This is a genomic window from Fodinicola feengrottensis (assembly GCF_039530045.1).
Taxonomy (GTDB): domain Bacteria; phylum Actinomycetota; class Actinomycetes; order Mycobacteriales; family HKI-0501; genus Fodinicola; species Fodinicola feengrottensis.
Window position 1 is genome coordinate 171,599 of record NZ_BAAANY010000042.1, and the last position, 21,898, is coordinate 193,496.

General features: G+C 68.3%; 22 protein-coding genes. 3 read left to right on the forward strand and 19 right to left on the reverse strand.

The window, feature by feature from the left end:
- Positions 1-281 precede the first annotated feature (281 nt).
- On the reverse strand, positions 282-1,763 hold the full coding sequence (locus tag ABD301_RS39075) for a GMC family oxidoreductase (protein ID WP_344315111.1): 1,482 nt from the start codon (positions 1,761-1,763) through the stop codon (positions 282-284).
- A 203-nt stretch (positions 1,764-1,966) separates the two neighbouring features.
- The gene (lepA, locus tag ABD301_RS39080) at positions 1,967-3,799 is read right to left on the reverse strand and encodes a translation elongation factor 4 (protein ID WP_344315085.1); all 1,833 of its coding nucleotides are present in this window, start codon (positions 3,797-3,799) and stop codon (positions 1,967-1,969) included.
- A gap of 197 nt (positions 3,800-3,996) precedes the next feature.
- Here lepA and rpsT point away from each other — a divergent pair, with 197 nt between their 5' ends.
- Positions 3,997-4,257: a 30S ribosomal protein S20 gene (rpsT, locus tag ABD301_RS39085; RefSeq protein ID WP_163568304.1), complete on the forward strand. Its 261-nt coding sequence runs from the start codon at positions 3,997-3,999 to the stop codon at positions 4,255-4,257.
- A 173-nt stretch (positions 4,258-4,430) separates the two neighbouring features.
- Here rpsT and ABD301_RS39090 read toward each other — a convergent pair whose 3' ends face one another.
- Both ABD301_RS39090 and holA read right to left on the reverse strand, forming a co-directional pair.
- Positions 4,431-5,129, reverse strand: a complete 699-nt coding sequence (locus ABD301_RS39090) for a hypothetical protein (RefSeq protein WP_344315086.1) — start codon at positions 5,127-5,129, stop codon at positions 4,431-4,433.
- Positions 5,129-6,097 carry a DNA polymerase III subunit delta gene (holA, locus tag ABD301_RS39095; RefSeq protein WP_344315087.1) on the reverse strand — a complete coding sequence of 323 codons (969 nt, stop codon included), beginning with the start codon at positions 6,095-6,097 and terminating at the stop codon, positions 5,129-5,131. Before holA ends, ABD301_RS39090 begins: the two co-directional genes overlap by 1 nt.
- Before the next feature lie 130 nt (positions 6,098-6,227).
- Here holA and ABD301_RS39100 point away from each other — a divergent pair, with 130 nt between their 5' ends.
- A complete protein-coding gene (locus tag ABD301_RS39100) occupies positions 6,228-6,641 on the forward strand; it encodes a DUF5655 domain-containing protein (RefSeq protein WP_163568303.1) in 414 nt (137 codons plus the stop codon).
- Positions 6,642-6,896: 255 nt separating this feature from the next.
- Here ABD301_RS39100 and ABD301_RS39105 read toward each other — a convergent pair whose 3' ends face one another.
- The 10 genes from ABD301_RS39105 to nadD all read right to left on the reverse strand — a co-directional run bounded on the left by ABD301_RS39105 (position 6,897) and on the right by nadD (position 16,190).
- Entirely contained in the window at positions 6,897-7,922 is a 1,026-nt protein-coding gene (locus ABD301_RS39105; RefSeq protein WP_344315088.1) for a molybdopterin-dependent oxidoreductase, read from the reverse strand.
- Between the two features lie 114 nt (positions 7,923-8,036).
- Positions 8,037-8,480, reverse strand: coding sequence for a VOC family protein (locus ABD301_RS39110; protein WP_344315089.1), 444 nt, complete (start codon positions 8,478-8,480; stop codon positions 8,037-8,039).
- 93 nt (positions 8,481-8,573) lie between these two features.
- On the reverse strand, positions 8,574-8,855 hold the full coding sequence (locus ABD301_RS39115) for a hypothetical protein (RefSeq protein WP_344315090.1): 282 nt from the start codon (positions 8,853-8,855) through the stop codon (positions 8,574-8,576).
- 79 nt (positions 8,856-8,934) lie between these two features.
- Positions 8,935-11,307, reverse strand: coding sequence for a ComEC/Rec2 family competence protein (locus ABD301_RS39120; protein WP_344315091.1), 2,373 nt, complete (start codon positions 11,305-11,307; stop codon positions 8,935-8,937).
- Positions 11,304-12,077 (reverse strand): ComEA family DNA-binding protein, encoded by a 774-nt coding sequence (locus ABD301_RS39125; RefSeq protein ID WP_344315092.1) that lies wholly within the window; start codon positions 12,075-12,077, stop codon positions 11,304-11,306. Before ABD301_RS39125 ends, ABD301_RS39120 begins: the two co-directional genes overlap by 4 nt.
- 616 nt (positions 12,078-12,693) lie before the next feature.
- Positions 12,694-13,530: a DegV family protein gene (locus tag ABD301_RS39130; protein ID WP_344315093.1), complete on the reverse strand. Its 837-nt coding sequence runs from the start codon at positions 13,528-13,530 to the stop codon at positions 12,694-12,696.
- Between the two features lie 21 nt (positions 13,531-13,551).
- Positions 13,552-14,310 (reverse strand): diglucosylglycerate octanoyltransferase, encoded by a 759-nt coding sequence (gene octT / locus ABD301_RS39135; protein WP_344315094.1) that lies wholly within the window; start codon positions 14,308-14,310, stop codon positions 13,552-13,554.
- An 11-nt stretch (positions 14,311-14,321) separates the two neighbouring features.
- A complete protein-coding gene (locus ABD301_RS39140) occupies positions 14,322-14,963 on the reverse strand; it encodes a histidine phosphatase family protein (protein ID WP_163573647.1) in 642 nt (213 codons plus the stop codon).
- 19 nt (positions 14,964-14,982) lie between these two features.
- Positions 14,983-15,429 (reverse strand): ribosome silencing factor, encoded by a 447-nt coding sequence (rsfS, locus tag ABD301_RS39145; RefSeq protein ID WP_390624334.1) that lies wholly within the window; start codon positions 15,427-15,429, stop codon positions 14,983-14,985.
- A 128-nt stretch (positions 15,430-15,557) separates the two neighbouring features.
- The gene (gene nadD / locus ABD301_RS39150) at positions 15,558-16,190 is read right to left on the reverse strand and encodes a nicotinate-nucleotide adenylyltransferase (RefSeq protein ID WP_163573649.1); all 633 of its coding nucleotides are present in this window, start codon (positions 16,188-16,190) and stop codon (positions 15,558-15,560) included.
- 273 nt (positions 16,191-16,463) lie between these two features.
- Between nadD and ABD301_RS39155 the strand changes: the two genes are divergently transcribed.
- Positions 16,464-17,039 (forward strand): histidine phosphatase family protein, encoded by a 576-nt coding sequence (locus tag ABD301_RS39155; RefSeq protein WP_163573662.1) that lies wholly within the window; start codon positions 16,464-16,466, stop codon positions 17,037-17,039.
- On the opposite strand, the gene ABD301_RS39160 is transcribed toward ABD301_RS39155, so the two are convergent.
- From ABD301_RS39160 to ABD301_RS39180, 5 genes are read right to left on the reverse strand one after another with little or no spacing between them, the layout of a single operon-like run.
- On the reverse strand, positions 17,025-17,813 hold the full coding sequence (locus ABD301_RS39160) for an arginase family protein (RefSeq protein ID WP_163573650.1): 789 nt from the start codon (positions 17,811-17,813) through the stop codon (positions 17,025-17,027). The two genes, ABD301_RS39155 and ABD301_RS39160, sit on opposite strands and share 15 nt — an antisense overlap.
- 57 nt (positions 17,814-17,870) lie before the next feature.
- Positions 17,871-18,014 (reverse strand): hypothetical protein, encoded by a 144-nt coding sequence (locus tag ABD301_RS39165; RefSeq protein WP_344315095.1) that lies wholly within the window; start codon positions 18,012-18,014, stop codon positions 17,871-17,873.
- 16 nt (positions 18,015-18,030) lie between these two features.
- Positions 18,031-19,440, reverse strand: a complete 1,410-nt coding sequence (locus tag ABD301_RS39170; protein ID WP_163573652.1) for a vWA domain-containing protein — start codon at positions 19,438-19,440, stop codon at positions 18,031-18,033.
- The gene (locus ABD301_RS39175) at positions 19,440-20,309 is read right to left on the reverse strand and encodes an AAA family ATPase (protein ID WP_344315096.1); all 870 of its coding nucleotides are present in this window, start codon (positions 20,307-20,309) and stop codon (positions 19,440-19,442) included. The genes ABD301_RS39170 and ABD301_RS39175 overlap by 1 nt, the downstream gene beginning before the upstream one ends.
- Before the next feature lie 9 nt (positions 20,310-20,318).
- Positions 20,319-21,803 carry an FAD-dependent monooxygenase gene (locus ABD301_RS39180; protein WP_344315097.1) on the reverse strand — a complete coding sequence of 495 codons (1,485 nt, stop codon included), beginning with the start codon at positions 21,801-21,803 and terminating at the stop codon, positions 20,319-20,321.
- Between the last annotated feature and the right edge of the window lie 95 nt (positions 21,804-21,898).

Consider the following 21,898-nt stretch of genomic DNA (forward strand, 5'->3'; position numbering starts at 1 on the left):
CCCGCGCTTTTTGCGGGGTCTACACAAAAGGCGACTCTCGTAGCCGTAGTCGACCGCGCCCGCGCCGAAGGCGCCAGAGACACAGAGTTACGGGATCAGCGGCAGTAGTGACGTGGAAAGCCCTGCCCGCCACCGGTTTTTGGTGGCGGGCAGGGCTTTCCACGTCACTGGTAGCCGAGGATTCCGCCCCCTAATGTCCACCGCCCCTAACCACCGCGGCCCCCGCGCCACAGACAGCCAACAATTCCGCACCCAAAAACCCACCGCCCTTATCCAGCGAGTCAGATCATCGAGGCGGCGTGTTCGGCGATGGCGATGGCGTCGAGCGCGGTGGGACTGCGCAGGGGCACCGGAACGATGGACAGGTCGATGACGCGTAGCGCCTCGACGCCGTGGACACGGCACTGTTCGTCCACCACGGCGTCGGGGTCATCACCGGGGCCCATCGCGGCGCCGCCGGCCAAGGCGAGCCGGCTGAAGGTCATGGCGCGCAGCACCGCGTCGAGCTGTTGATCGTCGCCGATGACCTGGTCATTGAGCATCGGGAACCCGGCGATGTGGCGAGCCAGCGAGGGATGTGTGGCGACTGTCCAGGCGTACCGGTAGGCGTCGCGCATCCGGGTGAGATCGCCAGCGGCGGTGTAGAAGCCGAGGTCGATGATAGGCCGCTGACCGGTGGCAGGGCCGGCGAGACTGATGGTGCCGCGGGAGACTGGCGCGAAGTCGCCCACCATCAACGCGATCATCGGGTCCGTTCCACCCGGTGCTGGTCCGGTGAACAAGGTGAGGTAAAACGCCTGGTCAGGTACGTGCCCAGGGAAGCTGTCGAGGCGTCCGATCACTTCGGTCATCGGGGCGCCCGACGGAACGGATCCGGGCTGCGGGATCGCCGGAATCACCGCACCGGGCTGGTCGTAGAGGTTGCGGCCAACACCCGGGAGGTCCTGCTGGGAGGTGATGCCGATGGCGCGCAGGTCCTCGATGGGCCCGATCCCAGAGCGCAGGAGGAGCACGGGGCTCAACGGTGCACCCGCGGCGAGGATCACCTCACCGGCGCCGACGAACTCACCACCGATTTCCACCCCGATCGCGCGTCCATGGTGGACAACAATCCGGTCGACCTGGGTGTCACCTCGGACGACGAGATTCTCTCGCCCTCGGGCTGGGGCAAGGTAGGTCAGCGCGGTGGAGGCACGAGTGCCGTCGGCGTACTGGTTGTGCGGATAGGGACCGATGCCGACCGCGGTCGGAGCGTTCATGTCAGGTTGGTAGTCGTGCCCGTGGTCCAGCATCGACTCCAGAAAAGCCGCCATCGGCGCCGTTAGCCGATCTCGGTCCGGCCGTACGATCGGCACCGGTCCCTCGGGGCCGTGATGGGGTGCGTCGGGGAAGTCACGGTCGGCTTCACAGCGCCGGTACGCCGGCAGCATCTGCTCCCATGACCAGCGTGGCATCCCGCGGGCAGCCCACGCGTCGTAGTCGCGGGGCATGGCCCGGACCGCGCCCCGGCCGTTGACCTGTGCGCAGCCGCCGACGACTCTGCCCCGCGCCAGCGGTCCGGTCCGCCCAGCCGTGACGGTGGCGGACAACCCCCAGTCGAATCCGACGCCATCGCCGGTGGTCAACGCCGGCGGCATGGCGGCGCGGTCGGCGAAGTCCTGGCCCGCCTCGACCAGCAGCACGCTGCGGGTCGGTTCAGCTGACAACCGGGCGGCCAACACGCACCCCGCGGTGCCCGCTCCGATGATGAGCACGTCGACCATCACAGCGCACGAAGCTGTTCATCCATGTGGTCAAGGTACCCAGCCGCGCGGACCCCGGCTTGGACAAATCTGACCGGTCCGAAAGGGCTTGGTCAACGGTGGGAGCCCTTGATGCGCCACCCCGCAGCACTCACTGTCGACCAAGCTCTAACTCAAGTACCAACGAGCGTCAACCGCTGGTCGATCGCTCGTACCCACCGGGCCTATTTCTTCGGAGCGTCCGAAGTGGACAGCGCGGCGATGAAGGCCTCCTGCGGCACCTCGACCCGGCCAACCATCTTCATCCGCTTCTTGCCCTCTTTCTGCTTCTCCAGCAGTTTGCGCTTACGGGTGATGTCACCGCCATAGCACTTGCTGAGGACATCCTTGCGAATAGCGCGGATGTTTTCCCGGGCGATCACCCGAGAACCCACGGCGGCCTGGATCGGCACCTCGAACTGCTGCCGCGGAATGAGTTCGCGGAGCCGCTGGGTCATCGAGACGCCGTACGCATACGCCTTGTCTTTGTGAACAATCGCGCTGAAAGCGTCCACGGTTTCGCCCTGCAACAGGATATCCACCTTGACCAGCGCGGCTTCCTGCTCGCCGATGGGCTCGTAGTCCAGGCTCGCGTAGCCCTTGGTACGCGACTTCAGCTGATCGAAGAAATCGAAGATGATTTCCGCAAGCGGCATCGTGTAGCGCAGTTCCACCCGGTCGGCGGACAGGTAGTCCATCCCGCCGAGAATTCCCCGGCGGGACTGGCAAAGCTCCATGATCGCGCCGATGTAGTCGCTGGGCGCGAGGACCGTGGCTCTTACGATGGGCTCGTACACACCGCCGATTTTGCCGGCGGGGAACTCGCTCGGGTTGGTGACGATGTGCTCGGCACCGTCCTCCATCTCGACCCGGTAGACCACGTTCGGCGCGGTCGCGATCAGCTCCAGGTCGAATTCGCGTTCCAACCGTTCCCGGATGATCTCCAGGTGCAGCAGCCCGAGGAACCCACATCGGAACCCGAAGCCAAGCGCGACCGAGGTTTCCGGCTCATACACCAAAGCGGCGTCGTTGAGCTGGAGTTTCTCCAGCGCCTCCCGCAGATCCGGGTAGTCCGAGCCGTCGATCGGATAGAGACCGGAGAAAACCATCGGCTTGGGGTCGGAATAGCCACCGAGCGCTTCGGTCGCCGACTTGATCTGGGTGGTGATGGTGTCACCGACCCGGGACTGCCGCACGTCCTTCACGCCGGTGATCAGATAGCCGACCTCGCCGGCCGCGATCGCGCCGGTGGCGACCGGCTCCGGCGAGATGACGCCCAGCTCCAGCAGCTCGTGGGTGACTCCGTTGGACATCATCTTGATGCGTTCGCGCGCTGACAGCTTGCCGTCGACGACTCGTACGTACGTGACGACACCGCGATAAATGTCATAGACGGAGTCGAAAATCATCGCCCGCGCCGGCCCGGCCGAGTTGCCGACGGGAGCCGGCACCTGCTTGACGATCTCGTGCAGCAGCGCCTCGACGCCGTCGCCGGTCTTGCCCGAGACCCGCAGGCAGTCGCTCGGGTCGCAGCCGATCAGGTGCGCGAGTTCCTCGGCGTACCGCTCCGGCTGCGCCGCCGGCAGGTCGATCTTGTTCAGCACCGGGATGACGTGCAGGTCCGCTTCCAGCGCCAGATACAGGTTCGCCAGCGTCTGCGCCTCGATGCCCTGCGCCGCGTCCACCAGCAGCACCGCGCCTTCGCAGGCGGCCAGGCTGCGGGACACCTCGTACGTGAAGTCGACGTGTCCGGGCGTGTCGATCATGTTCAGCACATACTCGGTGCCACTGGGCTGAGCCACCCAGGGCATCCGCACGGCCTGGCTCTTGATCGTGATGCCACGCTCACGCTCGATGTCCATCCGGTCGAGGTACTGCGCGCGCATGGCACGGTCGGACACCACGCCGGTCTTCTGGAGCATGCGGTCGGCGAGGGTGGACTTGCCGTGGTCGATGTGAGCGATGATGCAGAAGTTGCGGATCAGCTCGGGATCTGTCGATCCGGGCACATGGGTCAACGGGCGTCCTTGGAGTCATTCTCTGCGGCCATGCCTCAGCGACTAGCCGGCTCGGGCGTACCCGTCCATCCTCCCATGCCCACCAGGTACCGTTAGGAGGCGGATTGGAGCGCGCCTCGCGCGTGGTCTATTCTGGCTAATCGCGTGCGTTGAATCGCACCGACCGAGAACCCCGACTGACAAACCGAGGCTTACGCGTGGCGAACATCAAGTCCCAGATCAAGCGGATCAAGACCAACGAGAAGGCGCACCAGCGCAACAAGGCGGTGAAGTCGTCGCTGAAGACCGCGATCCGCCGCTTCCGTGAGGCCGCCGCCTCCGGCAACAAGGAAACCGCTGCCACCCAGCTGCGGGTCGCCTCTCGCGCTCTGGACAAGGCCGCCAGCAAGGGCGTCATCCACCAGAACCAGGCCGCGAACAAGAAGTCCGCGATGGCGAAGGCAGCCGGCCAGCTCTAAGCCCTGGCCGCACGGCCCGCGCTTGGATATTGCTCAGTCGACAGGAGCCACCCGAACCACCGGGTGGCTCCTCTTCGTGTCTGCGTAGCGACACTCGATGGCGACGCTTGGTCGGTAGCCCCGTACATAACGGACATCGCTCTGGGATGTGTCCGTTATGTACGGGCCAACTGCTAGTGGCGCTTGCGGCCGGACCCAGTCGGCTTCTCGGGCGGAGCGCCGGCCGGATCCCACGGCGGCGGGCGGTCGCCGCGGATCTCGGTCATGAAGTCGTCCAGCTCGTCTGGCACGACCGGCAGTTGCTGGGTGGCGTCCGAACCCGGCGCGTGGCGCTGGTTCGGCGCGCTGGCCGGCAGCACCGGCAGCGTCTGGGTCCGGCCGGCGAAGTCCGGATCCGTCGGCGGCGCCAGCGTCGGGATGATCGCCGTGTCGTTGTTCAGCTGGCCCCGGCGACCACTCTTCTGCTCCTCGCGCGCCACCCGCTTCTGCTCGCGGCTGCGCTCACGTACCGCCTTGCGATGCTCCCGCGAGGCCGACATGCCGCTGGCCGGCTCGGGCTCAGGCTGGGGTTCCGGCTCGGGGGCTGGTTCGGGTTCCGGCTCGTACTCCCGCTCGGCGGCGACCGCCGAGCGCTGCGTCGCACCGGCGATGATGTCGTTGACTTTCACCATCGCCGCGACCGCGACGGGCAGCACCAGCACACCCCACCAGGACACGAAGCCCAGCAGGGCCAGCACAATCGCCACCGTGATGGCGATCTCGAAGAACACGAACGAGATCACCGGGCCGGGGTCGATCGTCTTCAGCCGCAGCACCCGGCCGTACACGGTCCGCCGGTCGTTCTTCTTGCGCTTGCCGCCACTCTTGGCCATCAGCGAGCTCCCTTGGCAGCCGCGATGGCCAACACGGCCCGCTCCAGTGCGTACTGCTCGTCGGAGGCCACGCCTTTGACGTCAGCGTTGAGCGCCGCGGCCACCTGCATCGCGGTGGCGAGCCCGTCATCGGTCCAGCCGCGGCCCTGCCGCTGCGCCCGCTCCACCTTCCACGGCGGCATGCCCAGCTGGCTGGCCAGCTGATATGCGTTGCCGCGTCGGCCGCTGACACGGGCGATCGTTCTGACGCCGTCGGCCAGCGCGTCCGCGATCAACACCGGGGCCACGCCGAGCGACTCCGCCCAGCGCAGCGCCTGCAGCGCCTCCACGGTGTTCCCGGCGACGGCCGCGTCGGCGACCGTGAAACCGGTGACCTCGGCGCGGCCGCGGTGATAGCGCTGCACGGCGGCCGCGTCAACAGTCCCGCCGGAGTCGGCGACCAGCTGCGCGCAGGCGGTGGCCAGCTCGCGCATGTCGTTGCCGACGCTCTCCAGGATCAGGGTGGCCACGTCCCGGGACGCCCGGCCGCCGGCCCGGGAGATCTCGGCCCGTACGAACGAGGCGCGGTCAGCGGGTTTGGTCAGCTTCGCGCACGGCACCACCACGGCGCCGGCGCCGCGCAGGCCCTCCACCAGCGCCTTCTGCTTGGCGCCGCCGGAGTGTTCGATGACCAGCACAGTGCCGTCGACCGGGTCCTTGGCATAGCTGAGCAGCCCAGCGGTCAGGTCCTTCGTACCGTCCTGGCCAGCGTGCACGACCACCACCCGCTCGCCGCCGAACAGCGACGGACCGAGTAATTCGTCAAGCTGGACGGGCGCGAGCTCGCCAGCCTGGACGTGCTGCACGTCGGCGGACGCCTCGCGGCCCTTCGCCGCCGCCACCACGTCCGCGACCGCGCGCGAAAGCAGCAGCTCCTCGTCGCCGAGCAGCAACCGGACCGGCGTCAACAGGTCGCCGCTGTCTGTCAAGTCTCCGTCCGGAGATGTGGTCGGGGGCACGGCTGCATCGTCCCATGCCGACTGCGGCGATGCTGGGGACAGGGGAGAATAACGGTACTTTCGGCTGTCTGCCGGTCAGCTGGCACGGCATGCTGAACCCATGCCCCGCTGGACGTGTCCACACTGCGACCGCGAGTTCGGGCGAACTCGCCAGTCGCACGTCTGCGTCCCGGGCGGCACGGTCGAGGACACCTTCGCACCCTGGCCAGCCCGCTATCTCGACATCTACCGAGCCCTGGAGTCCCACCTCACGTCCTTGGGACCGCTGCACGCGGACGCCGTCAAGGTCGGCGTCTTCCTCAAAACCGACCGCACCATCGCCGAGGTCCGGCCGCGCGCCCGCGCCCTGTCCCTGGACCTCGTGCTCCTGCGCACAGTCGACCACCCGCGCATCTCCCGGCACCTGCGGACCGGCGACCGCACGATCCACATCATCAAACTCACCAGCCTCGACGACGTTGACAACGAACTCCTCGAGTGGCTCACCGAGGCGTACCTGACCGCCACCGACTGATCCTTCTCGCCTGTTTTGTATCGCCCGCGAATTTCTCCCCCCGAGATTTGGCCTGTGCGGCGCGAAATTGTCGTACGTGTCTGTTTTTCTTTCCCCCTCCCTTTGAACGGGCGGGGGGTGGCTTGAGAGGTGGACCTTGATTTTTAGTTGAACATCGGTCCTCAAACCCGCCCCCCACCCGTTCACTGGGTGGGGGCAAATTTGCCGGAGGGGTACGACAGTTTCGCGCCGCACCCTACGTAGCCAGGTGCTCCATCACTGGGTGGGGAACGGGGGTTGGAGCCACCAAGGGGTGTCGACGAGTTCGACTCGAGTGACCCATTTGACCCACCAGAAGCCGCGGCGGTCCGGAGCGACGAGCCGCAGCGGTGCGCCGTGGCCGGCGGACAGCGGCTGGCCGCCGGCGTCGGTCGCCAGCCACAGCTTCGACGCCTCCGATGCTGGCAGGAGCCGGTGGTAGCCGGTCACGGACGTGATCTTGAGGCTGCCGTACGCCCGCGCCGGGACCAGCCGGTCGAGCCGCACCCCTGACCAGTTCTGGGTGGCATACCACCCGCCGGTGCAGTCGAGAGTGGCCCGCACGGAGTCGCCGTACGCGCTCAGGTCGGCGACCTCCCAGAAGCTGCTCCGGCCAGCGGCCACCACCTCCAGGTGCCAGGTGTTCTGACCAGCCGGCACCCCGTCGAGCAGCCAGGTCACCACCGGCATCTGGTCCGGCACGTCAGTGCCGGCCTCGGTCGATCCAGTGCTGGTGGTCGGTCCCAGTGGCAACCGGAGGGCACGCCCAACGCCCTCAAGAGCGACATACGCGGCCAGTGAACCGACCGCGAGGCTGGCGGTTCGCAGCGCGACGCGGCGGGACAAGTCCGCCCGGCGCGGACGCGGTCGGTGTCTGATCAGGTGTGCCAACAACAGCGGTACTCCCACCAGCGCCAGCCCGACGTGCACCTGGTTGTCCGTCACGCCGAAGTAGTCGCGATAGCCGCCCCAGGCTTCCCCAACGCCACTGAGCACCGCGCCGAGAACCACCACGGTCAGCGAGATCCCCAGCACTCGCCGACCCCAGACGTGGGCCGTCCGGCGCCGCCAGCCGCGCCGCGCGATCACCGTTTTCCACGGGATCAGGAGCGGCAGCCCCAAACCGGCCGCACCATGCGCGTACGCGACCAGAGCCGACTGCACGGGCGTACCAAACGCGAACGCCAGCACCCCGGTGACCATCGCGAGCACCAACAGCCCAAGAAGCGCCAGGTTGGTCCTTCGCCCAGCCCGCTGCCACATCCTCCCAGTGTCGCTTCGCCCAGCAACGTTGTCTGAGGATCCCTCAGCAGAAAGTTCTGAGCTGCCGGGGATGACCGTGCGTGTCCCAAGCGGTCCCTCAGCCAATGACCGCCGTCAGTTGATGTCGAACTCGTTGCCCTCCGGGTCCATCATCCCGACGGCGTAGTGGTCGAGCCCCTCCTCAACCAGGGCGCCAGTGATGGTGGCGCCGAGGGCGGCCAGCCGGGTGGCCTCGGCGTCGACGCGCTGCCGGCGGATCTGAATAGGGTCGGTCCGCATGCCGCTGGCATTGATATCGAGGTGCAGGCGGTTCTTGACCAGTTTGGGATCGCGGACTTGCTGGAACCAGATGCTCGGGCCGTTGCCCTCGGGCTCGCTGATCCAGTCCGCACCGTCAACCAGGTCCTCTTCGGGCACCCCAATGTCACGGTAGTAGTCGTTCCAGGTGGCGAAATCCGCCGGCGGGGGCGCGAGCTGATAGCCCAGCGCGGCGACCCAGAAGCAGGCGAGGCGGTCCGGATCGGCGCAGTCGATCACCAACTGGAAGCGGACGGCCATCAGAGATCCTTTCGCGGTCACGCAGGGTCATCGACGACGCTGCCAGCGGCTCGCACAGCGGTGCCATGCGAGCGCGGACAGACACCTCTCTTTTTAAGAGCCCTTACCCGCGGAGGCGATCGCCCGGCAGGAGCGCCAGGACAGGATCGACGCGATGGACAGCGCGGACAGGGCGCCGCCGACGCACCCGAACGAACCGATCGACAGCACCGAGGCCGCGGACCCCAGCGAGCCGACCGACAGCACCGAACCGCTCGACCCAATCGACAACACCGATCCGCTTGACCCGATCGACAGCAGCGACCGGGTCGAGCCGATCGACAGCACCGAGCGATCGGATCGGATCGACAGATAGGACGCCCGCTTCTCCACCATCCCTTCATCCTGCCCGAACTCGACGTTTTCGCTGCCAGCCACGGCGTGTCGCGAGCGAAAACGTCGAGTTCGCAAGGGGCTATGGAGGTTGTGCGATCTGGTCGACGCCACGGGTGACGGTGGTCAAGTGACCGTCTTGACGGAAGACGGCGACGTCACCGTCCAGGTCGGTGCGCAGAACCCGGACGCCCATCCGGGTGAGGTGCAGGATCACGCCGGGACTCGGATGTCCGTAGTCATTGCCCAGTCCCACCTCGACGACCGCGACCGTCGGCGCTGCCGCGTCCAGGAACGCGGGGTCGCTGTACATCGAGCCGTGGTGCGGCACCTTCAGAACATCCACATGCAGCGGCACTCGCGCTGACAGGACCGAGTCTTCCTCCTCTCGTTCGGCGTCTCCTGGCAAAAGAACCGTCGTGCCGGCCAGGTTCGCCATCACGATCAACGAGTTGTTGTTCGGATCCGACCGGGTGCCGCGAAAGGTCGCGGCCGGCCCGATCACGGTCAGCTGGACCGGACCGACCCGGTAGCTGTCGCCCGGCTGAACCGTCACCACATCCAGGTGGTGCCGCCGCACGGCCGCCATCAGAGTCTGCTCCCCGGTGTCTGGCAGCTTGTACGTCCCGACCAGGACAGCGCCGACGGACCGGCCGCTTACCGCTCCCTCGATGCCTCCCACGTGGTCGGCGTGCAGGTGGCTGAGCAGCAACAACGGAATCACCTGGATGTCCAGCCGGCGCAGGCAGCCATCCACCGCGGACGGCTCCGGGCCGGTATCGATCACGATCGCCGTCAGCGGTGCCACCCGCAGGACCAGCGCGTCGCCCTGACCAACCGCGCAGCCGACCAGTTGCCAACCTGGCGGCGGCCAGCCAGGGGCCACCACTTGGATGGGCAGCACCACGACGACGATCGCCACCACGACCACCGCGAGGAGTCGCCGCACCCATCGGCTTCGGCCAGCCGCCAGCAGCGCAAGCAGCACGACCGCGAGCAGCAAGCCACCACCGAGACCCGCCGGCCACGGCAGGACACCGCCAGGCACCTGGGCACCGACTCGCGCCACTGTGACCAGCCACCAGGCCGGCCACGATCCGCACCAGGCCAGCGCGGCCGCGGCGGCCGGCCAGAACGGTGACACCAGCGCGGCGAGCACACCAAGCACAGTGGCCGGCGCGACCGCCGGCACGGCCAGCAGGTTGGCTGGGACGGCCACCAGGCCGACTGTCCCGGACATGCCGGCGATCACCGGTGCGCAGGCCAGCTGCGCGGCGGCCGGCACGGCAAGAGCCTCGGCGAGCCCGGCCGGCACTCGGCAACGACGCAGCGCCTCCCGCCAGCCCGGTGCGACCAGGAGAAGGCCCGCGGTGGCCAGTACGGACAAGGTGAACCCCGCGGAGATCGCCTGGCTGGCGTCGAGCAGGATCAGCAGCCCGACCGTGGCGCACAGGGCCGGCAAGGCCGCGCGCGGCCGTCCGGAGGCGAGCGCGATCAGCGCCAAACCGCCCATCACCGCCGCTCGCAGCACGCTGGGCGACGGCCTCGCCAGCACCACGAAGCCGGCCAGCGCGGCCGCGGCGCAGATCGCCGCGACCGCCGGCCGGGCCCGCAGTCGCAAGCACAACAGCAGCACGGCGCCGGACACGATCGCGCAGTTCGACCCGGACACCGCCGTCAGGTGGGTCATGCCGGTGAGCCGGAATGTCTCGGCGACTTGCGGGTCGAGCGTACTGACATCTCCCAGGACCAGGCCGGGCAGCAAACCACCCTGTGGTTGTGGGAGCGGCGCGCAGGCTTGTCTGAGGCCAGCCCGCAATCCGCCGGCGGTCCGCTGGATCAGCGGCGGCTCGCCGAGCAGCCGCGGATCGCCAGTGACGGTCAGGGCGGCGGCGGTCACGTCACCGCCGGTCGGCGGCGACAGCCGGCCGGAGACCTTCAGCTGCTGGCCCGGCAGCAGCTTCGCCCAGGCCGGGCCGGTCCCGAACACCACCAGGCCGCCACCGATGGCGAATCGGCCGGCTGGGGTGGACAGGTCCGAGAGACCGACCGGCACGGCGTACCAAGGACGTCCCGCCACCGTGGCCTGCAGCGCCCGCGGATCGTCCTGGACGGTCACGGTAGCCGTCACGTCGACGCGTTGGTCTGCCAGCGACGGCAGCGGTCCGGTATCCCTGGGCAGCAACTGGAGCGCGGTCGTCAGGCCGCCGGCGGCAAGACCCAGCACGACGGCGGCGGCCACTCCCAACACGCGTTTGCGCACGTCTGCTCGTGTTCCGGTGGTTGGCCGTCTTCCGAGGAAAACCGCCAGCACGGCGAGCAGCAAACCACCCACGGCGAGCGCACCGGCCGCCGCGATGCCGGCCGCCAGCCCCACCAACGCGGCCGCCCAGATGCCCGCGGCGACGCCAGCGAGCCGCAGGTCCACGGGGTCGGGTGACGCTGTGCTGGTCACACCGTCACCCGCGCACGAAGATTGGCGAACTTCGCCGCACCGATGCCGGAGACCTCGCGCAGCTGCTCGACCGACGAGAACGGCCCATGCTGGGTCCGGTAGTCGACGATCCGCTGAGCCAGCACCGGGCCGACGCCCGGCAACGCGTCCAACTCGGCAGCGGTGGCCGCGTTCAGGTTGATGACTCCGCCGGCCGTCGCCGCGGGCTGGCCGGGCGCGGCCGGCATCGGCTCACCCACCACCACCTGCTCGCCGTCCACCAGCTTTCTGGCCAGGTTCACCGAGGTCAGGTCGACTCCGGGCAGCGCACCGCCGGCCGCGGCCACCGCGTCGGCCACTCGGGACCCGGCAGGTAGCCGTACCAAACCCGGCCGGCGCACCTTGCCGCCCACCGCGACGACCACGATCGCGGCCGAGGCAGCAGCCGAGGCAACACTGGGCACCACCCGCACCGCGCTGACCTGCGCACCCACCGGCTCGGCCACCGGCCGTGCCCGCCATGCCAGCCAACCGGCCACCAGCGCCGCGACGATCCCCACCGCGGCCACCGCCAGCAGTCCTCGACGGCCCGGGTCGATCAACGCGCCACGCAGGACCGACGGCAACAGCATGGCCCAGCGTCCAGATGGCTCCGGCGCTTGCGTTGTTTCGGTCGCCTCTGGCTCTGGTGCTGTTTTCTCCACCGGCCGCGCGAAAATCCGGCCCAGTCGAGCCCGCGCGGAGACGGTGGACGACGTGGGCACGCAGTGGCGAAGGCTCCAGCGCGGCACACGGGCAACGCTAGGGTCGATCTGGTGGCCGCTACCGGGTCGATCACCCATCTGTGGACAACAAGCCGGACTGTGGATTGTTGTCGTACGGCCAAAATCCGTGGTATCGGGAATGCGAGTTTCGTTTGTTGGGCAGTCGTGAATTTTGACGCCGTGTACTCACATTTGGGCAAACGTCGACCTTCGACATCGATGGCGTCACTTGGCGCGACAAACCCCTGTGGGAGCCCCCTTCAAAACCCGGTGCGGCGCGAAACTGTCGTACCCTCTCCGAAAAATCACCCCCACCCAGTGACGGGTGGGGGGCGGGTTTGAGGACCGATGTTCCACTAAAAATTAAGGTCTACCTCTCGACCCACCCCCCGCCCGTTCAAAGGGAGGGGGAAAGAAAAACAGACACCTACGACAATTTCGCGCCGTAAAGCGCCCTTGACACCAAACCCAGCGCACACCGGCCTCAACGCAACCCCGCCCGCGCGGCGGCCGAAGGCCGCCCAGGTTCGCGGCGGTGGGGTGCCCGCCCTTTGGGCACCCCGGCGACGCGAACCGGACGCGCCGCCGCAGGCACTGCGGCCGTCAACTCAGCACTGCGGCCATCAACGCTGCGGCCATCAACTCAGCAGGGGCTGATGACGACGCCGACGACGCCGGGGCCGACGTGGGCGCCGATGACGGCGCCGACTTCGGTGATGAGGAGTTCCTTGATGCCAGGCAGGTGGTCGGCGAGTCGGGCGGCGAGGGTTTCGGCGCGTTCGGGGGCGGCCAGGTGTTGGACCGCGATGTTGACGGGGGTGCGGTCGCCGGCCTGCTCGATGGCCAGTGCCTCCAGACGGGCGAGGCCGCGCGCGCTCGTACGCACGCGTTCGGCCAGCGTCACGCCGCCGGTGTCGATGCGCAGGATCGGCTTGACCGCCAGAGCCGTGCCGACCAGTGCGGCGGCGGCTCCGATACGGCCGCCGCGGCGAAGATATTCCAGCGTGTCAACGTAAAAAAGGGTCGTCGTCTGGCGGACCGCGACCTCGGCGGCGGCGCGTACGGCGGTGGCGTCGCCGCCGTCCAAGGCCACCGCGGCCGCCGCCCGGACCGGGAAACCGAGGCCCATCGCGGTGGAGCCGGAATCGACGACCGACACCACACCGGCGCCGAACTCCTTGGACGCGGCGACGGCCGACGAATACGTGCCGGACAGCCTGCTGGACAGGTGGATGGCCACCACGGCCTCGGCGCCGTCGTCCAAAGCCGCGCGGTAGGCGGCAGACAACTCGGTCGGCGACGGACGGGAGGTGACGACCGAGATCCGCCGCTCACCGAGCGCCCGGGCCACGTCCGCGGGGGTCACGTCGACACCTTCGACGCCGGATCGGCCGCCGACGGTGACGGTCAGCGGTACGACCCCGATGCCGGCCAACTGGCCCTCGGAGAGGCCCGCCGTGGAGTCTGTGATCACTGCCACCGCGCGAGCCATCCCCCGACCCTAGTGGTCTGTGCCGATCGGCGTACGCGGATCCCAGCAGCCTGTGATCACGGCAGCCAGCGCGGCACCGATCTCCTCGTGCGTCTCCCAGCCGTAATGCATGCCGTCCTGGTTAGCCCGCCCGGCGAGCAGGTGCGGCCAGACGATCCGCGGCAGGTCAACCATCGGTACGTCGTGCCGCCGGCCCCACACCCGCGCCGCTGCGACCGCCGGACCGTGCCCACGCGGCTCCCCCTCGGCACAGCCGTACACGGCCGCCTGATGCGGCGGCGGCAGGATTCCGACGACTGGTACGCCGGGATGGAAGAACCGCACCCCACCAACCGCATGCGCCAAGTACGTGTCCGTCAACCGCTGCGGCAGCGCGCGCCACGGCGTACGCAGGGCCGCGACTGGCTGACTTCGCTGATAAGCCGTACGCACCGCCCGCCGAAGCGCCGGCGGCCGCAGATACCGGATGCCCTCACGCAGCCAGGTCGGTACGGTCGTCGGCAAATAGTCCATTCCGCCTACGGCGAGTACCACGGCATCCGCGCGAGCCAACAAAACCGAGTAGAGGTACGGGTCGCGGGTCATCGCCCACCACACGTCCCGGCTCGTCCAACCCACCCGCGCGACCACGTCCGCGGTCACCGGTGAGTCCACTGTGGACAGTCGAGATGCCAGTACGTTCGGGAAAAGCCGCGGATCGGTGCTGATCTCCCCGCGCTCGGGGCCGTAGAACGCCAGCGAGTCAGCCAGAACCAGGACGTGCCGCATGCTCAGAGAAGCTACGGGGTCGCGGCACCGACGTTGTACGCGGACAGCACCCACTCGTCGCGGGCGTCGTTGGACAGCACCGGCCGGGATCGCAGCTGGGCCCAGTGACAGTTGTTCAAGCCGCTGACCGTCCGAGCCAGCTCCTCCGGCCAGCGCAGCAGCTCGGCCACGCCATAGCGGATCGCACCGCCGTGCGACACCAGGATCACCGTCGCCTCGGTGACGTGCGAGACGCGGGTGACGGCGTTGCGAATCGCGGCCGCGACCCGTACGCGCACGTCATCCGGGCCTTCCCGGCCGCTCACCGACGGCTGCCGGCCGGCCTGCCACATCGCGAAGGCCTCCGAGTCCTGCTCGGCCAGTTCCGCGTGCGTCTTGCCCTGCCAGTCGCCCCAGTGCCGCTCACGTAGGCGCTCGTCGGTGTGGATCTGCAGGCCAGTGCGGTCGGCCAGCGCCTGCGCGGTCTGCTGTGCGCGCTGCAGGTCGCTGGTGACCAGCAGGGACGGCGACATCGCGGCGAGCATCTCGGCGGCTTTCTCGGCCTCGGCCACCCCGGTCTCGGACAGCGGCGGATCGAGCTGGCCCTGGAACCGGTTCTCCGCGTTCCAACCGGTCAAGCCGTGCCTCCACAACACCAGCCTTACCGCTGTCACCGCGTGCCCTCCCGGTCGGTCATTCGCTCTCTGCCGCCTGGCTCCCGGCGCCGCGGGACTCCAGCGCGGAGTCCACGAACGGGATCGTCGGGCAGTCCTTCCAGAGCCGCTCCAGCGCGTAGAAAGCGCGCTCCTCGGAGTGCTGGACATGCACGATGATGTCGATGAAGTCCAGCAGCACCCAGCGGCCCTCGCGGGCCCCCTCGCGGCGTACGGGCTTGACATCGTGGGTGGTCCGCAGCCGTTCCTCGACGGCGTCGACGATCGCCGAGACCTGCCGCTCATTGGGCGCGGACGCGATCAGGAACGCGTCGGTGATCACCAACTGGTCGCTGACATCGAGGATGACCACGTCGGTGGCCAGCTTGTCGGCAGCGGCCTGCGCCGCGGAAAGCGCCAGCTGACGGGCGCGATCGGACACCGGCACCGGGCGGTCCCTCCTGTTTGGGTTCTTTAACGGCCACATTAAGGCAGCTCAAGGGTCTCATGGACAACTGCCCGCTCAGGCAGGGGCACCGGATGGTGGGGTACGACCGCCAGGTTTGCCCTGATCTACCGGGTTTTCACCACCGGAAACGCAGCGATTACCGACCGTTAGCGGTAGCCGGCGCCATTCGCGGGAGCGTCCGCGCGATAGAGACCACGCTTCTCGATGTACTGCACCACGCCGTCCGGTACGAGATACCAGACCGGCCGCCCACCGGCGACCCGCTCCCGGCAGGAGGTCGACGAGATCGCCATCGCCGGCACCTCGATCAGCGAGACCGCGTGCGCCGGTAGGTGCTGGTCGGACAGCACGAACCCGGGCCGGGTGACGCCGACGAAATGCGCCATCGCGAACAGGTCGTCGTGGTCCTTCCAGGTCAGGATGGCCGACAACGCGTCCGCGCCAGTGATGAAGAACATCTCGACGTCCTTGCCGTAGACCTCGCGCAGATCGGTCAGGGTGTCCCGGGTGTACGTCGGCCCAGGCCGCGAGATATCCACCCGACTGACCGAAAAACGCGGGTTGGACGCGGTCGCGATCACCGTCATCAAATAGCGGTCCTCGGCCGCGCTCTGGCCTTGTTTCTGGTACGACTGGCCGGTCGGGACGAAGACGACCTCGTCCAGCTCGAACCGGTCGGCGACCTCGCTGGCGGCCACCAGGTGGCCGTGGTGGATCGGGTCGAAAGTGCCGCCCATGATGCCGATCCGCTGGGCCGCCCCGGCCCGGTCCTTCGCCATCTGGGAATTGTCGCAGCTCAGCTGCCATCCGCAGGGTGACGCGCGGCACGTTTGGGCGGGTCGCGCCGGCCAGCACGGTTGACCCGGCGCCCCGTACGCCCTCCGCCGGCGCCGGACGGGCTCAGGCCAAGGCGGCTGTCTGCGACCTCTGGAAACACCGAGGACCGGCCTCCCGCCGACAATTCGGTCGGGCAAGGGTTGTACGGTTCCCACCTCACCGCCGTATGTGGGGCTCAGAGAAGAGGACCAGCGTTGGCCTACCGGTTCCTGTACATGGCGCGCCACGGCGAGGCCGGTGCGGACGGCGAGCTCACCGAGAACGGCCGGCGACAGGCCGAACTGCTCGGCCAGCGCCTCGACCATGTGCCCTTCACGGCGATCGGCCACAGCCCGTTGGCCCGTGCCGCGGCGACCGCCGCGACGGTTTCCGCGGCGCTGCCGGACGTGGCCGTACACTCCGCGGACCTGCTCGGCGACTACGTGCCCTTCGCGCCCGAGCGGACCGAGCTGCCGCCGGTCTACTCCGACTTCCTGGACACCTTTTCCGCCACCGAGCTGGCCGACGGGCCGCCGCTGGCCCGCGCCGCGCTTGAGCGCTACACAGGCCCGGCTGACCAGGACACGTACGAACTGGTCGTCACCCACAACTTCCTGATCGGCTGGTTCGTCAGCCAGGCTCTGGACGCTCCGCCGTCCCGCTGGCTGGGCCTGAACCAGGGAAACTGCGGCCTCACCGTGCTGCTCTACCGCAACGACCGGCCGCCGTCGTTGGTGACCTTCAACGACATGGGTCATTTGCCGCCGGAGCTACGGTGGACCGGTTTTCCATCCGAACTAAGGGCGAATTAGCGCATCACCGAGTTCGCGAAGCAGAATGGTTTCCCGCGGACTGTCGTGTTGCGGTGCGTGTTCGGTGATGGCCGCTCCGACCACCATGTCGAGCTGCGAGATCAGATCGATCAGTAGATCGCAGCGGACGCCATCGGGTTCCGGGTAGCCGACGGAACCGAATTCGGCCGGGTCCAACACGTCCAGATCGACGTGGACGTAAACGGGCCCAGAAACGGTCTCGAAAGCCCGTTCCATCTCAGCGGGGCCAAACACCCGCAGACCCGTTCGGCGCAGATATTCGCGTTCGCTCGCACCGGCCGCCCGCACCCCGGCCAGCACGATCTGGTCAACGGGCAACGGCCGGGCCGGGGTCAGCATGGCAGGCCCGTCGCCCAGCAGCGTACGAACGACCATCCCGTGAAACGCGCCAGATCGCAGGTCACCAGGGCCATAAACATCTGGATGCGCGTCGATCCACAGGACGGTCAGCTCGGCGCCGTAACGGTCGTGCACAGCGGTGATCGGCGCAAGATCGACACCGCAGTCGCCGCCGACGGTCACGACGAAGTCGTCGAGATCAGCCAACGCCTGATGCGTCAGTTGGGTGTTCTCAACGAGAATGTCAAGAGCACTTACGCCGTCGACGATCTCGCCGCCGAATTCACTGACCGCAACGGTCACCACAGACTCGCAGGGCAGCAGATCGGCGGTACGCCGGGCGCCGACCGGCAGCAGTGCCGCTGTCTCGGCGGCAGATCCCTGCCATTGCGGCACACAAAGCACAGTTGTCATGAGCTTTCCTTTGCGGAAGGGAAAGAAAACCGTCGCGCATGGTCGCGCGCGGTGGGATCAGGCGTGCTGATCCAACCGGTCGGTCCAACCCGATCGGCGCTCCCGCAACAGAAGCCACATCTCGTACGTGTGCATGGGCACGTCCATTTCGCGGCCAAGGAGCACGACTCCGAGGCGCGACAGACGACGATTCACCGGCACGACGACGACCCTACCGCTATTTCGGCAGGAGTTGCTGAACGAAGTTCGCCAGCTGAGCGGCGTTGCGGCATTCGAGCATCGGCACGATGTCCGCGTACTGGCCGGCCACCGAGTCACCGCTGTCCCAGTGCCGGCGCGGCTCCGGGTTCAGCCAGTACGTGTGCCGGGCCGCGAGATTCAGGTTTTTCAGCGCGGTCAGGCCCGGATCGCGGAAATTGGTCCGGGCGTCACCCAGAATCAGCAACGAGGTGTTGGGGCCGACCGCGTCCGGCCAGTTGTCCTCGAAGGTCTCAAAAGCCCGGCCGTAGTCACTGTGTCCGTCGAACTGCACCACCCGCGCCTCGGACATCAGCCGGTTGACGGCGTCCGGCAGCTCGATGTCGGGGCCGAGGAAACGAGTGATTTCGTCGCAGCCGTCGACAAAAGCGAAAGCCCGCAGCTTGGCGAACTGCTCACGTAATGCGCGCGTGAGCAGCAGGGTGAAATGTGCGAAGGAAGCGGTCGAGCCGGAAACATCGCACAACACCACGAGTTCGGGCTTGTGCGGCCGGCGGGCTTTGAAATGCGTGACAACCGGTACTCCGCCGGTGGCCAGCGAAGCTCGTACCGTTCGGCGAATGTCCAGCCGGCCACGACGCGGATGCCGGCGTTGCAGGGCGAGCCGAGCGGCCAACCGACGGGCCAGCGGTTGCACCGTACGCCGCAGTTCCGCGAGATCTTCCCTGGTGGCGCGCAAGAAGTCGACCTGGTCGGCGAGCGCCGGGACCGCGTGCCGAGCCACCGCGTCAGCGCCGCGCTCCTCGACCAGCCGGCGCCGGGTCTCCGCTTCGACCTGCCGCCGAAAGGTCGCCGTACGGTCCGAGATGGTCGCCCGGGCGACCATCTCGTCCATCGCCGACGGCAACTCGTCGGTGTCCGGCCTGCGCAACATTTCCGCCAGCAGGGCGGAAATCAGCGTCTCCGGTGACATCTGGCGCAGCACCCGGTAAGAGAACCAGGACTGCCGGCCGGGCCCAGCGGACTGCCGCCCGAGGCTCGCCACCGCCTGCTCGGCGATCCGCCGCAGGTCGTCCTCGTCGCCGCGCAGCAGCGCCTCGGCCAGTTGGTCCCGCAACTGGTCCACATCGGACTCGTCGCCGCGCAGTTTCTTGTCCACAGTGGACGATGGCGACCCCTGAGCGGACGGATACCAGATGTCGAAAACCACGTCGAAGGTCTTGCGGTGGCTGGGATTCTTCACCAGCGCGGCGGCCAACCCCTCCCGCAGCTGCCACCGCTCGGTCAGCTCGATCGCGGTCATCACCGCGGTCGCGTCGATCTCCTCGGACGCCGAAACCGGAATACCCGCGTGCCGCAAAGCGCGCGAGAACTGTACGAGACGACCGAAAAGCCCGCCACCGACGTGATCCGCCCGAATGTCCGCCATCAGCCCAGTTTCAACATCCTGGCGGCCTTTTCGGCGTCACTGGCGTGTTTGGTGACCACTCCGAGGGTCGCTCTCACGGTCGCGGAATCCAAAGTATCCAAGCCCAGCGCCAACAACGTGTGCACCCAGTCCAAGGTTTCCGCGATCGACGGGGATTTCTTCAGCTCCATCTCACGAAGTGCGTGCACCGTACGCACAATTTGCTCGGCCAGGTCCGCCGGTGCCTGCGGGATCCGGGCCAGCACGATCTCCAGCTCCCGCTGCGCCGTCGGATATCCAATGTGGACATACAGGCAGCGGCGGCGCAATGCCTCGGACAGCTCGCGGGTGGCATTTGAAGTGAGGACCACGAAAGGGCGCCGGGTGGCCACGATCGTACCGAGCTCTGGAATGGTCACCTGGAACTCCGACAGCACCTCCAGCAGCAGGGCCTCGACCTCCACATCGGCCTTGTCGGTCTCGTCGACCAGCAACACGGTCGGCTCGTCCCGCCGGATGGCCGACAGCAGCGGCCGCTCCAGCAGGAACTCGGCGCTGAAGATCTCGTCGTGGGTGGCGTCCCAGCTGCGCTCGTCGCCGGCCGACTGGATCCGCAGCAGCTGTTTGCGGTAGTTCCACTCGTAAAGCGCGCGGGCCTCGTCGATGCCCTCGTAGCACTGCAGCCGTACGAGATCGGCCTGCGTCGCGGCGGCCACCGCCTTCGCGAGCTCGGTCTTGCCGACCCCCGCCGGTCCCTCGACCAGCAGCGGCTTGCCGAGCTGCCCAGCCAGGAACACGCTGGTCGCGGTGGCGTCGTCGGGCAGGTAGCCAACCGCGGACAGCCGCTCCCGCACGTCCTGCACCGACGAAAACTGCGGCGTATGACTCATGCCGCCACACTACGTCGCGGAAATGCGCCAGTCTGCCCCTGTCGCGGTGCCGAACCAGCGGGACAGTCCGGCCGGCAGGCCGTCGGTCGTGGTGGCACAGACATGGCCGTCCGGCCGGACCAGCAGCACGTCCGCGCCCAGGTCACCGTACGCACGTACATAAGGCACCTCAGCGCTCAGATGGACGCTGTCGCCGGAGAAGTCGATGAGCAGTCCCCCGCCGGACCGAAGGAGTTCGTACGGCCGTACGGTGCCGTCCGCGGTCTTCAGGTCCGGGTTGGGCAGCCGGTAGCCGAGCAGCGGGTGCTCGGGCTGGTCCGGCATGTCGTAATGCACGTCCAGACCGGAGATCATGCCGCCAATGAAGTGGGTCGCGTCCGGCAGTGCGAACAGGTCGGCGACGAAGGAGCGCAGCTCGGGCAGGTCCGGGTTGCCGGTGCCCGCCCAGTCGGTCAGCACGCTTTGCGCCCGGGTGTTCCGAATGACCCTCGCGGCCACCGGATGGCGTTCGGAGCTGTACGTGTCGAGGAGCCCGTCAGGGACCCTCCCCAGCACCGCGGCGGCGAGCTTCCATCCGAGGTTGAAGGCGTCCTGGATGCCGACGTTCATGCCCTGCCCACCCAACGGCAGGTGGACGTGCGCCGCGTCACCAGCCAGGAACACCCGCCCCAGCCGGTAGTCCCGCACCTGCCGGGCCGCGTCCGCGATCCGGGTGACGTAAGGCAGGTCGACCAGCTCCACGTCGCCGCCGTAGACCGCCGCCAGCCCGTCGCGGACCTCGTCCGCGGTGACCGGCTCGGTGCGGCTGACCTGCGCGCCCGTGCCGCCGATCACCAGTCGCTGGAGGCCGTCCCCGAGTGGGAAACGGACCGCCCACCGGCCGTCTTCGCTGCGGACCACCTGTCCCGGCGGCTCGTGGTAAATGTCGCCGGCGCGAGGGCCCGTTACCCGTACGTCACCCACCACCGCCGTGTCAGTGCCCGCCCGGCCGGGAAAGTCGATGCCCAGCAGCTTGCGGACAGAGCTGTGCGCACCGTCCGCACCGACCAGGTAGAGCGCGCGCAGCGTCGACTCGCGCTCGCCATCGCTGACGGTGGCGACCACCCCATCAGCGGTCTGCTCGACACCGACCAGCCGATGGCCACGACGGATCGGGACCCGGCCGGCCAACTGGCGCTCCAGGAAGGCCTCGACCTGGGTCTGCGGGATGAAACGACCGGGCTCACGGCTGTTCCAGGACGTGTACGAGATCGTCAGCCCGGCCAGGTGCGCGCCGTCGTATTCCTGGTAGTCACCGGTCGCGAGCAGCGGCCCCAGCAGCCCGCGCTGATCGAGCATTTCGGCCGTACGCGGGTGAACACCGCCGGCGCGCGACAGTTTGCTGCGCTCAGGCAGCGCCTCGACGACGATCGCTCTTACCCCCGCGAGCGCCAACTCGGCGGCCAGGGTCATGCCGACCGGGCCGGCTCCCACGACAACAACATCCGCGTCCATTTCCAGCTCCTGCGTGAGGTGGTCTGACCGCGTGCAGCGGCCTGATCACCAACCTGAGGTGAAAGTCCTGGAACAGCGACGAAAGGAGGGCACGA

Bases quoted from the DNA above. Each gene is read 5' to 3' on its own strand.
- ABD301_RS39075 (WP_344315111.1), bottom strand. From the start codon at position 1,763: ATGGTCGACGTGCTCATCATCGGAGCGGGCACCGCGGGGTGCGTGTTG.
- ABD301_RS39090 (WP_344315086.1), bottom strand. From the start codon at position 5,129: ATGGCCAAGAGTGGCGGCAAGCGCAAGAAGAACGACCGGCGGACCGTG.
- ABD301_RS39100 (WP_163568303.1), top strand. From the start codon at position 6,228: ATGCCCCGCTGGACGTGTCCACACTGCGACCGCGAGTTCGGGCGAACT.
- ABD301_RS39105 (WP_344315088.1), bottom strand. From the start codon at position 7,922: ATGTGGCAGCGGGCTGGGCGAAGGACCAACCTGGCGCTTCTTGGGCTG.
- ABD301_RS39110 (WP_344315089.1), bottom strand. From the start codon at position 8,480: ATGGCCGTCCGCTTCCAGTTGGTGATCGACTGCGCCGATCCGGACCGC.
- ABD301_RS39115 (WP_344315090.1), bottom strand. From the start codon at position 8,855: ATGGTGGAGAAGCGGGCGTCCTATCTGTCGATCCGATCCGATCGCTCG.
- octT (WP_344315094.1), bottom strand. From the start codon at position 14,310: ATGCGGCACGTCCTGGTTCTGGCTGACTCGCTGGCGTTCTACGGCCCC.
- rsfS (WP_390624334.1), bottom strand. From the start codon at position 15,429: ATGTGGCCGTTAAAGAACCCAAACAGGAGGGACCGCCCGGTGCCGGTG.
- nadD (WP_163573649.1), bottom strand. From the start codon at position 16,190: ATGGCGAAGGACCGGGCCGGGGCGGCCCAGCGGATCGGCATCATGGGC.
- ABD301_RS39155 (WP_163573662.1), top strand. From the start codon at position 16,464: ATGGCGCGCCACGGCGAGGCCGGTGCGGACGGCGAGCTCACCGAGAAC.
- ABD301_RS39160 (WP_163573650.1), bottom strand. From the start codon at position 17,813: ATGACAACTGTGCTTTGTGTGCCGCAATGGCAGGGATCTGCCGCCGAG.
- ABD301_RS39170 (WP_163573652.1), bottom strand. From the start codon at position 19,440: ATGGCGGACATTCGGGCGGATCACGTCGGTGGCGGGCTTTTCGGTCGT.
- ABD301_RS39175 (WP_344315096.1), bottom strand. From the start codon at position 20,309: ATGAGTCATACGCCGCAGTTTTCGTCGGTGCAGGACGTGCGGGAGCGG.
- ABD301_RS39180 (WP_344315097.1), bottom strand. From the start codon at position 21,803: ATGGACGCGGATGTTGTTGTCGTGGGAGCCGGCCCGGTCGGCATGACC.